Below are 10,965 nucleotides of genomic sequence, written 5' to 3' on the forward strand. Positions count from 1 at the left end.
TTTACTCCTCCCCTTCTTTTCCTTCATACATAAATACATGTTCTATCGTTGTCTGAAATGTTTTTGCTATTTCAAATGCTAATGGAAGTGATGGATCGTATTTTCCTTTTTCAATTGAAATGATGGTTTGTCTGGAAACTCCAAGTTTCTCAGCCAATTTTTCTTGAGATAGTCCAAATTTTTTTCGGTATTCGACCATTTTATTTTCCAAGGAAATATCTCCCTCCTCCCTTATACCGAGTATACATGTAAAGTAAACTTTACGTCAAGCTTCCTTTACATTAGTTTTGATTATTATTCACGCTATTTATATAGAAGAAACTTTTTCAATTTCAGTACGTCTATTTTGAAACAAAACACGGAACACTGTAAATAACCGTTACTATATCTCCTCCTCTCTTTTTTTAAAATTTAATATCTCCATATTGGTTTTATCCTTTTAAAATATTTCATTTATCTCTTTATTCCACAAAATGCGTTATTGGTTTTAAAGTGTTTTTCGTCATATTTATAGAAACTAACTGTTTATGAAGCATTTTTTATGTTTAGCAACTTTTTTTGTAGAAATCCTTCATTTTCCTTTCAATATTTAACACTATCTAAATAAAGTTTACATTAAATTCATAATTTTTTATTTTTTATACTATATTCCGTTATATTGTTGTATAATATCAATGAAAGCGCTTATTATTTCAATATACATAATTCGAACTTATTTTTACCGAAACATTCTAACTATTATACTTATATTTACATGCAACAATTTTAGTTATTTGTATAGGTATACCAAATATATCCACCCCATTTTTCTGTAAAATTACTTTATAGCATGAAAGATTAACTTGGGTGATAAGTTATTGTGAATGTTTTTTTACAAAACAGATAAGTAATAGTGTTTGGTATTATGTAAATTATTGTAATAACATAAGAGTAAAGAAAAACATTTACATTGATTATTGGTTCATCAATTATTGAAAAGAGCAAAATGCACCTTTTTGTATGGAAAAAGGATTATATGCATTGGGAGGTTTAAACAAATGACGAGGAAGAATACAACGACAAACCCTTGGGCCAAGTTCCATGGTCCGAACCTTGGTTATGTGATTGAACAATATGATCTTTACGTAACTGGAGCAGGTTCTGTTGATCCGGAATTACAAGAGCTTTTTGAAATTTTTGGAGCTCCTTCGTTTCAAGATGATGTCGTAACAGGGGACAACACAGCAACACATTTTTCTCCTCAAAACACAGGGAACATTGAAAAAATTCTTAAAGTCGTTCAGCTTGTTGAACAGATTCGTTCTTTCGGGCATACGTTGGCTCACATCAATCCGATGGAAGATGCTGCAAATGGACAATCTCTTCTTGAGAAAGCGATGAACGAACTGAGCGATGCTGATTTGAAAGCGATTCCAGCTAAAACAGTATGGCAAGATGCACCAGAAGGTATTCACACTGCACTTGATGTAATTCATAGATTAAAAGACGTTTATACAAAATCTTTAGCTTATGAATTTTCTCATATACAAGATAGTGAAGAACGCGCGTGGTTGCATCAAATGGTGGAATCAAATTCATTGCGTCAACCACTATCAAATAAAAAACGAACTGCTCTTTTAAAACGTTTAACAGCTGTTGAAGGTTTCGAGCAATTCTTGCATAAAACATTCGTTGGGCAAAAGCGTTTCTCTATCGAGGGCGTTGATATGCTTGTACCTGTTCTAGATGAAATTGTTCTAGAAGGTGCAAAGGGCGGCGTAGAAGATGTCATGATTGGTATGGCTCACCGCGGTCGTCTAAGCGTACTTGCACACGTATTAGAAAAACCATATAGTCACATGTTTGCTGAGTTCAAACATGCAAAAATAGAAGGCGCAGTGGCAAATTCTGGCTGGACTGGCGACGTGAAATACCATTTAGGTAGAGAACAAGTCGTTGGTAACGAAAAAGTTAGCACTCGCGTTACATTAGCAAATAACCCGAGTCACCTTGAGTTCGTTAACCCTGTTGTAGAAGGTTTCGCACGTGCTGCTCAAGAGAATCGTAAAAAATCTGGTCTTCCAGAACAAGATACTTCAAAATCATTCGTAATTTTAGTTCATGGTGATGCTGCATTCCCTGGTCAAGGTATTGTATCTGAAACGTTGAACTTAAGCAGATTGAACGCGTACCAAACAGGCGGAACAATTCATGTTATCGCAAACAATGCAGTTGGTTTTACGACTGATAGCTATGATTCTCGTTCTACGAAATATTCAAGTGACCTTGCAAAAGGTTTCGATATTCCGATTGTTCATGTGAACGCTGATGATCCGGAAGCTTGTCTTGCTGCTGCTAACCTTGCAATTCAATATCGTACATTGTTCAAAAAAGATTTCTTAATCGATTTAATTGGTTACCGCCGCTACGGTCATAACGAAATGGATGACCCAGCAGTTACACAACCACAAGTGTACAAAAAGATTAAAAATCACCCAACTGTAAGAGCGATTTATGCAGACCAATTACAAGCTGCTGGCGTTCTAAATGCAGATGAGGTTGAAACAATTACTCAGTTTATACAAGAGCAATTAAAATCTGACTATGCACAAGTACCACCAGCTGATACAAGCGATGCAACAATTCACGTTAAAGTGCCTGATGTTGTTGCAAAAGGCATCCATCCAATTGATACTGGTGTTGAGATTGACTCACTTCGTGCAATTAATGAAGGTCTATTATCTTGGCCAGAAGGCTTTAACGTATATCCGAAAGTGAAGAAAATTCTTGAGCGCCGTAAAGATGCTCTTGAAGAGAACGGTAAAATTGAATGGGCACTTGCTGAGTCATTAGCATTCGCTTCTATTTTACAAGAAGGTACGCCAATTCGTTTAACTGGTCAAGATTCACAGCGTGGTACATTCGCGCATCGTCACATCGTATTACACGATACTGATACAAATGAAACATATTCACCATTACATCGCTTACCAAACATTAACGCTTCATTCTCTGTTCATAACAGTCCGTTATCAGAAGCTGCTGTTGTTGGTTACGAATATGGTTATAACGTATTCGCTCCAGAAACTCTTGTTATGTGGGAAGCGCAATATGGTGACTTCTCAAATACTGCACAAGCATTATTTGATCAATATGTTTCAGCTGGAAGAGCAAAATGGGGGCAAAAATCTGGTTTAGTTCTTCTATTACCACACGGTTATGAAGGTCAAGGACCAGAGCACTCTAGTGCACGTCCTGAACGTTTCTTACAGTTAGCTGCTGAGAACAACTGGACAGTTGCAAACTTAACGAGCGCGGCACAATACTTCCATATTTTACGTCGTCAAGCATCTATCTTAGGAACAGAAGCTGTTCGACCATTAGTACTGATGACGCCGAAGAGTTTATTACGTCACCCACTTACACTTTCAACTGCTAGTCAGTTAAGCGAAGGACGTTTCCAGCCTGCTCTAGAACAAGAAAATCTTGGTACAAAACCAAACAAAGTAAAACGTCTAGTTTTAACTACAGGTAAAATGGCGATTGACTTAGCTGCAGAAATCGAGTCTGGAAAACATGAGTACAACTTAGATGAAGTTCATATCGTTCGTATTGAGCAGTTGTACCCATTCCCTGCTGAGAAAGTTCAATCTATTATTAAACGCTTTAAAAACTTAGAAGAAATCATTTGGGTTCAAGAAGAGCCTCGTAATATGGGCGCATGGCATTACATGGCTCCAATTCTGTTCGAACTAGCTGGAGATAAAGTGAAAACAGGTTACATTGGACGCCCAGATCGCTCTAGCCCATCTGGTGGTGATCCATTCGCTCACAAAGCTGAGCAAGAACTAATTGTTGCACACGCTTTAGATGTGAAGTATAACTTCCGTCAAGACAAACAAGAAATTGAAGTTTACAGCAACTGAAAGTAACAACGAAAGTTTTTAGCTTGTTCCCCGGACAGATATTCTGCCCGGGGGCGGGCTAACAAATGGAGATTACCGAAGACAAAAGAAGAAAAAACACACCGTTAGGCAAATAAGGGGAGGACATTTAAAATGATTGAAATTAAAGTACCTGAGCTTGCAGAATCTATTACCGAAGGAACTATCTCACAATGGCTTATCAACGTAGGCGACAAAGTTGAGAAAGGTGGCAGCGTTGTTGAGCTTGAAACTGATAAAGTCAATGTAGAAATCATTGCAGAAGATTCAGGTATTGTATCGAAATTACTAGGCGAACCTGGGGATACAGTTGAAGTTGGCGCAACTATCGCAATTTTAGATGCAAACGGAGCACCAGTTGCAGTAAGTACACCTGCTGAGCAACCAAAACAAGAAACAACTGAAGCACCGAAAGCTGCGGCTCCAACTGCTGAGCAAGCTGCAACTCTACAAGGTTTACCAAATACGAACCGTCCTATCGCATCACCAGCTGCTAGAAAAATGGCTCGTGAATTAGGAATCGACTTAAACGACGTACGTAGCACAGATCCACTTGGACGTGTGAGACCTCACGATGTACAAGCTCATGCTGCAGCACCAAAAGAAGCACCAGCTGCTCCAAAAAGTCCAGCTCCTGCTCCAGTTGCAAAAACGGAATTTGAAAAACCAGTTGAGCGCGTGAAAATGTCCCGCCGCCGTCAAACAATTGCAAAACGTCTTGTAGAAGTTCAACAAACATCTGCAATGTTAACAACATTTAACGAAGTTGATATGACTGCAATCATGGAATTACGTAAAGAGCGTAAAGATGCTTTCGAGAAAAAACATGATGTACGTCTTGGCTTCATGTCATTCTTCACAAAAGCAGTTGTTGCAGCATTAAAACAATTCCCATTATTAAATGCTGAAATTCAAGGCGACGAGCTTATCATTAAAAAATTCTATGATATCGGTATTGCAGTAGCTGCTCCAGATGGATTAGTTGTTCCAGTTGTACGCGATGCTAACCAATTAAACTTCGCTGAAATCGAAAGCGAAATTCGTGAATTAGGTAAAAAAGCACGTGACAACAAACTTTCATTAAAAGAACTACAAGGTGGTACATTCACAATTACAAACGGTGGTGTGTTCGGTTCTCTAATGTCAACACCGATCCTAAACAGCCCACAAGTTGGTATTTTAGGAATGCACAAAATCCAAGTACGTCCTGTTGCTATTGATGCAGAACGTATGGAAAACCGTCCAATGATGTACATTGCTTTATCTTACGATCACCGTATCGTTGATGGTAAAGAAGCAGTTAGCTTCCTTGTTGCTGTTAAAGATATGCTTGAAGATCCAAAATCATTATTATTAGAAGGTTGATAGATTAATAATCTATCAAAGGCTGTAGAATGAATCATTCTACAGCCTTTTTTTATTGCGTTCATACGGGACAAATTTCATAACATAAGCTAATAATGTATGCCTAGAACGTAAGGAGGATTAAAATGAGTAACCTTCCAATTGATGCAAAACTTAAAGTAAATAAGGATACTTTTTTCCTCCCCGATTCAAACGGGGGTGTCTATTTTCGAAATAACGCCAGTTCATTTCGCATGGACGGTGATGGAATTTATAACTGGATTGAAAAATTAATGCCTATGTTTAACGGTAATTATTCTTTAGCAGAAATAACCGATGGTCTCCCTCTCCCCTATCAAAATCGTGTGCTTGAAATTGGAGAGATTTTATATGGAAATGGATTTGTCCGTGATGTAAATCAAGATGCACCTCATGAGTTAAATAGCGCGTTACTCGACAGATATGCTTCTCAAATAGAATTTTTAGAAGCTGATTCGCATTCAGGTGCTCTAAAATTTGAAACGTACCGCGGGGCAAATGTCCTTATAATTGGTTCTGGGGATATGCTTACTTCCTTAGTTTCTTCTTTATTAGAATCTGGATTACCTACCTTTCATTACCTTGTGACAGATTATGCGGAAACAAATTACGATCGCATTAATGAGCTAGTCGAACTTGCATATGAAGTTGATGATACTGTACTTGTTCAAGAAATTGATACGACAATTGATCGTCCTCTGCATGAAGTGTTCGAGCCTTTCGACTGGATTTTGTACGTTTCTCAAAATGGAGATATTGAAGGTCTAAGAGCAATTCATACGATTTGCAAGGAAATAGGAAAGAATCTCATACCTGCTGTCTGTTTATCAACACTTGGTATAGCTGGTCCTGTCGTAACAGCTAATCGTGAAGAATGCTGGGAATCTGCATGGCATCGGCTACATGAAACTACTTTACAAAATGAACATTCATTAGCATCCTTTTCACCAGTTACATCTGCAATGTTAGCAAATATAATCGTTTTTGAATTATTTAAACATGTTGCTGATGATTCACATCGAGAAAACAATCCACAATTCTTTTTATTAAATTATGAAACACTTGAAGGAACATGGCATCCTTTTATAAAACATCCTATCGCAACTGATGAAAGTTTTACAATTGATACGATAGAAAATCTTTCTGAAAAACTTGAGCATCGGTATGGCCAACATACCTCAACTGATTTATTCCGTTTTTTCGATTCATTAACTTCTAAAGAAGCTGGTATATTCCATGTGTGGGATGAACAAGATTTATATCAATTACCGTTATCACAATGCAATGTTCAAGTAGCTACACCATTATCAGATGGCCCTGCTTCCCTCCTGCCTCTTATGACTTGTGGTGGTTTAACTCATAACGAAGCGCGCCGAGAAGCTGGTTTAGCAGGAATTGAAACATATGTAGCAGAAATTATACACCGTCTTATTCCTGAACATAACGATATCGGTATTGGCGCTGGAGAAACGATGACAGAAGGTGTATACCGGGCACTACAACAACATTTAAATAACAAACTGTATGAACGGCAGTCACATATGCTAGAAGAAATTACGACGGTCGCCTTAACCGAAATTCATGATAAACATTGTAGATTTTATTACGATGCCCTCACTACAATTCATGAAACACCTAAAATAGCAATAAGTGAAGAGATTCTCAGCTTTCCAGTCGTTTGGGTCGGTATAAATGATCGATGGTACGGTGCATCTAATATAAATACGACGTTAGCGTTACGAAACGCACTACAATTATCACTTCTTCATATTCAAAATGACGAGACTCCATACAGAGCTAATATCTTGCCTGAATCCTCTATTATTTTATATGACACTGCTTCTTTTAGAGTGGAAATACAAGCGGAAGAAGAAATTCCAGGTGTGCAATCTGTACAGCTTGCCTTGCAACATTTAGAAGAACACAATTTTTATCCATTCGTATTTGATTTAGCAATTGAATCATTTTTGAAAGAAAACTTAGATGGTGTGTATGGGGTATTAATTGCAAAGGAGGACAGTCTATGACTCAAAATATATTGCTTATAGGAGATGGTCTTCTGGCAAACTATGTACATGATCAACTATGCAAACAATATTCTATCATTCGCCAGCATAGCCTTACAGAAGAACTTCCTGAAAATATTTATCTCGCTCTCGTATTACATGATGGCTCTCCTTCTGCTATTCATCATGATGCCGAGCTAATTTTCCGATCGAATCATATTCCATGGCTACGTGCATTTACTTCATTTGGTGAAGGTATTATCGGTCCTTACATTCATCCTCTTGCAACTGGCTGTTCCAACTGCTCTGATGGACGCCGGTTTATCGCTGGATTTGATCAACAAGAAATGTGGGAACTACAACGGAAATATACGTTAAAAGCAGAGAATGTAACAAGACGTGATGTACGTGCCACACAAAATGGCATGTTACAAATGTGCCATCTTATTTGTGCAGAAGCAGAGAAAATATTAACTCATAACCATTCTTCTTTAGAACATGAACTCATTTTACTAAACTTACAAACACTGCAATGTACGCGGCATTCTTTTCTTCCAGATCCCCTCTGCCCTGTATGTAGCAATTTGCCTGATGATACGGCAGATGCGGCAACGATTTCGTTACAACCGAGCTTAAAAACAAGTGATGCAACATATCGCTGTCGTTCCATTCATGAACTAAATACATTTTTAACGAAAGATTATTTAGATTATCGGGTCGGTATGTTGAACGGAAAAATGCAGCATTCTTTATTACCATTTGCTGATGTTATTATAAACATGCCATTAATGTTTGGAAATGAAGGTGTCGCAGGTCGAACTCATTCATTTGCAATGAGTGAAGCGACTGCTATTTTAGAAGGTTTAGAACGCTATTGTGGTATGTCACCTCGAGGAAAAAAGACGAATGTGCATGGTAGTTTTCATGATTTAGAGGATCACGCACTGAATCCCCTTACGCTCGGTGTACATACAAATGAACATTATAATCGTGACAGTTTTCCGTTTAAGCCGTTTGATCCTGACTATGAACAAAACTGGGTATGGGGCTATTCTTTATTACAAAACCGGCCAATTTTAGTTCCTGAATCAATCGCTTATTATAGCCTCGGTCATCGAGATGCTTACGTATATGAAACATCAAATGGATGTGCCATTGGTGGTAGTTTAGAAGAAGCAATTTTTCACGGCATTTTAGAAGTTGTAGAGCGTGATGCCTTTTTGCTCACTTGGTATACGGAATTACCTCTTCCCCGCCTTGATCTTAGTTCAGCAAATGATACGGAATTACAATTAATGATTCAGCGGCTGTACACGATTACCGGGTATGAGTTACATGCTTTTAATGCAACGATGGAACACGGCATCCCAAGCTTATGGGTAATTGCGAAAAATACGCGTGAAGATGGAATGAACGTTGTTTGTGCAGGTGGCTCTCATTTAGACCCAGTCCGCGCTTTAAAGAGTGCCATTCACGAAATAGCAGGCATGTTACTAATAACAGACGATGAACTCGAACAAAAAAGAGAGCACTACGAGAACTGCTTACACGATCCTTATCTCGTAAATAAAATGGAAGACCATAGTATGCTGTACGGATTGAAAGAAGCGGAAGAACGTCTTCACTTCCTTTTACGTGAAGATGCTCCGGTGCAAACGTTCCAAGAAATGAATGCATTACAATCGTTTAATATAGACTTAACATCCGATCTTCATCAACTTTTAAATCGCTTGCATCAATCTGACCTTGAAGTAATCGTTGTAGATCAAACAGTATCTCTTATAGAAAAAAACGGATTACATTGTGTAAAAGTCATTATCCCAGGCATGCTACCGATGACGTTCGGTCACCATCTTACTCGACTTACAGGGTTGGACCGAGTTTATACTGTACCAATGACACTCGGATATACAGCCGAACCTTTAACAAATGAACAATTAAATCCACATCCGCATCCGTTTCCATAGAAAAGGAGGGATTTCATGCAGCTGGATACTTTTTTACATCATCTCCATTTTTCTATTGATGAAATTATGCCGAATCATGAAGTGGATTGGGAAGATGCACCGCTTCCTTATAAATTATATCGAAATGTACCTGTTATCCCTCTCTCTTTAGAAATACCGTCGTCTTTGCCGAACTCTTCTACTACACCTACTTTGGAGGAGATTGGTCATTACCTTTGGTATTCATTTGGTTTAACACAATTATGCCAGTTAAATAGCGAGAAAATTTTATTCCGAAGATCTATCCCTTCAGGTGGTGCCTTATATCCAAATGAATTGTATATATATTTAAAGATTGACGATTACCCAGACGGCATTTACCATTACGATGCTGCGCATCACCGACTTATCTTACTTCGTGAAGGTAATTTCGATTCGTATATTACAGAAGCGCTCGGCAATCGCTGTAACTTACATTCTTGTTTTGGTGCTGTATTTGTGTCCACTATGTTTTGGAAAAACTTCTTTAAATACAATAACTTTTCATATCGGCTTCAAGGATTAGATAGTGGTGTTCTCATCGGTCAATTACTTGAATGTGCCAAACAGTTCGGTTACACAAATGGCGTATATTTTCAGTTTTTAGATCGTGCAATGAATCATTTACTCGGACTTTCAGAAGGCGAAGAAAGTGTGTATGCCGTTGTTCCTTTCAGTACAGAACCACAAACTGATTGGTTTTACAATGATCACCGTGAAAATAAAACCGTTACTTCTCATGACCTGTTGCAGCAAATCCCGCCGTTAACACATGAACATTTCGTTCGATCAAAGCGAGTAGATGAATATCCTATGATAACAAGAATAAATGAAGCTTCTATGATCGAATCGACAGCACACTTCCAAACACTGAATCATGAAGAGCACTATCAATATAATACCCACGCTGTACAGCTGCCGAAAGTAGAGCGGTTATCATACGATTTCTTACAACTTTGTAAAAAGCGATATTCCCCTGATGCTGACTTTATTTTTACGAAATGGGATGCAGCCGAACTCGCTACTTTACTACAAGAAGCAAGCCTTTCCTTCCCATATTACAACGACCTTGATGGTCAGTATGTAAATGAAAATGCACGCGTTTCATTATATGGATGTTTTTATAACGTAAAAGATATAGAAAACGGTGCTTACGCTTATAACAGTAAAGCTCATTCTATACAACCACTTCGATACGGAGACCTTCGTTATCCCCTTCAATCTAGTATGACGATGGATAACGTAAATCTTTTTCAAGTACCGCTTTGCCTACATGTAGTCGGAAAGAAAGATTACTATACACATGCATTAGGCTATAGAGGGTACCGCATTCACCAAATGGAAGCTGGTATACTCGTTCATAAACTCGTTTTTGCTGCAACTGCTATGGGGATGGGCGGGCATCCGTTACTAAGTTTTGATACAAATTCATGTGATCAATTGTACGGGATAGATGTTGGAAATGAGACGTCACTGATTCAAATTCCTGTTGGGGCGTATCGAGCGCGGAATTGGTTAAAAGGGGCTTTGAATAATTAGAAGAGGTTGTCCCAAAAGTAGCTGAATAGTTACTTTTGGGCAACCTCTTTTTTTGCATAAAACATAAAAAAGAATCGTCCAACTTTGATATAATTAAGTCACCACAACCAAATCACCAAAAGAAAGGAA

Annotated in this window: 6 protein-coding genes; 5 read left to right on the plus strand and 1 reads right to left on the minus strand. The window is 38.1% G+C overall.

Translation table 11 applies throughout. The features are described 5' to 3' along the window. Position 1: 1 nt before the first annotated feature. Positions 2–211 (minus strand): helix-turn-helix transcriptional regulator, encoded by a 210-nt coding sequence (locus CO726_RS25490; protein ID WP_098758762.1) that lies wholly within the window; start codon positions 209–211, stop codon positions 2–4. 826 nt (positions 212–1,037) lie between these two features. Here CO726_RS25490 and odhA point away from each other — a divergent pair. The 5 genes from odhA (at position 1,038) to CO726_RS25515 (ending at position 10,836) form a co-directional block, all read left to right on the plus strand. Continuing rightward, entirely contained in the window at positions 1,038–3,905 is a 2,868-nt protein-coding gene (gene odhA / locus CO726_RS25495; protein WP_099686110.1) for a 2-oxoglutarate dehydrogenase E1 component, read from the plus strand. A 132-nt stretch (positions 3,906–4,037) separates the two neighbouring features. Next, positions 4,038–5,288, plus strand: a complete 1,251-nt coding sequence (gene odhB / locus CO726_RS25500) for a 2-oxoglutarate dehydrogenase complex dihydrolipoyllysine-residue succinyltransferase (protein ID WP_099686111.1) — start codon at positions 4,038–4,040, stop codon at positions 5,286–5,288. 125 nt (positions 5,289–5,413) lie between these two features. Further along, positions 5,414–7,333 carry a putative thiazole-containing bacteriocin maturation protein gene (locus CO726_RS25505; RefSeq protein ID WP_099686112.1) on the plus strand — a complete coding sequence of 640 codons (1,920 nt, stop codon included), beginning with the start codon at positions 5,414–5,416 and terminating at the stop codon, positions 7,331–7,333. Further along, entirely contained in the window at positions 7,330–9,279 is a 1,950-nt protein-coding gene (locus CO726_RS25510; protein WP_099686113.1) for a TOMM precursor leader peptide-binding protein, read from the plus strand. Before CO726_RS25505 ends, CO726_RS25510 begins: the two co-directional genes overlap by 4 nt. Positions 9,280–9,294: 15 nt before the next feature. Beyond that, complete coding sequence (locus CO726_RS25515) at positions 9,295–10,836, plus strand: SagB family peptide dehydrogenase (protein ID WP_099686114.1); 1,542 nt, start codon at positions 9,295–9,297, stop codon at positions 10,834–10,836. The last annotated feature ends 129 nt before the right edge of the window (positions 10,837–10,965 follow it).

It is taken from the genome of Bacillus fungorum (genome assembly GCF_002746455.1).
GTDB classification, from domain to species: Bacteria; Bacillota; Bacilli; order Bacillales; family Bacillaceae_G; genus Bacillus_A; species Bacillus_A fungorum.

Coding starts and splice junctions, on each gene's coding strand:
- CO726_RS25505 (WP_099686112.1), top strand. CDS start 5,414: ATGAGTAACCTTCCAATTGATGCAAAACTTAAAGTAAATAAGGATACT.
- odhA (WP_099686110.1), top strand. CDS start 1,038: ATGACGAGGAAGAATACAACGACAAACCCTTGGGCCAAGTTCCATGGT.
- CO726_RS25515 (WP_099686114.1), top strand. CDS start 9,295: ATGCAGCTGGATACTTTTTTACATCATCTCCATTTTTCTATTGATGAA.
- CO726_RS25510 (WP_099686113.1), top strand. CDS start 7,330: ATGACTCAAAATATATTGCTTATAGGAGATGGTCTTCTGGCAAACTAT.
- odhB (WP_099686111.1), top strand. CDS start 4,038: ATGATTGAAATTAAAGTACCTGAGCTTGCAGAATCTATTACCGAAGGA.